Raw genomic sequence first — 515 nt, forward strand, 5'->3', positions numbered from 1 at the left:
GCTTTGACGCCCGCTCGCCCGCGTTCGCTGTATAAGGCAAGGCGCATCACACCCCCAGGCTTCAGGGTGCTGGTCAAAGCCCGCAGACCGGCGATGGTGTCAGCCATGTGATGCAGAACGCCAGCACTTTCGATCAGGTCAAAAGTTTTCCCCAGGCTGTGTGCATTCAGAATATCGCCAATGCCAAAGGTAATGTTGCGCGCCTGATGCTGTTCGGCCTTCATGGTGGCATAGGCAACGCTGGCGCGGCTGAGATCGAAAGCGGTAATCTGCGCCTGCGGGAATGTCATCCCCAACATGATTGCGCCGCGCCCGGTGCCGCAGCCCGCTGATAATATCTGTGGCGTGGCCGTGCTGGCCCAGGTGTGATCAGGAAAGCGCGTGCGCAGAAAATCAGCCAAGCTATGAGGCGCAATGGCTTCATTCATGGCATCCCACGGCGGGTAAGGAAACTGCTCGTATTGCGATTGGACTTTCCGCGAAGTAGCATCGGTAATGGGCGTGATCTCGGCCAC

The 515-nt window shown here is 58.4% G+C and carries 1 protein-coding gene; it reads right to left on the bottom strand.

The annotated features are described in order from the left end of the window. Positions 1–428: class I SAM-dependent methyltransferase (locus M1V25_RS10320; RefSeq protein ID WP_498843234.1), on the bottom strand; the 428-nt coding region annotated here is incomplete at its 3' end. Positions 429–515 lie beyond the last annotated feature (87 nt).

Source organism: Candidatus Nebulibacter yamunensis (genome assembly GCF_024208055.1).
In the GTDB taxonomy this organism is placed as follows: domain Bacteria; phylum Pseudomonadota; class Gammaproteobacteria; order Francisellales; family Francisellaceae; genus Caedibacter; species Caedibacter lacustris.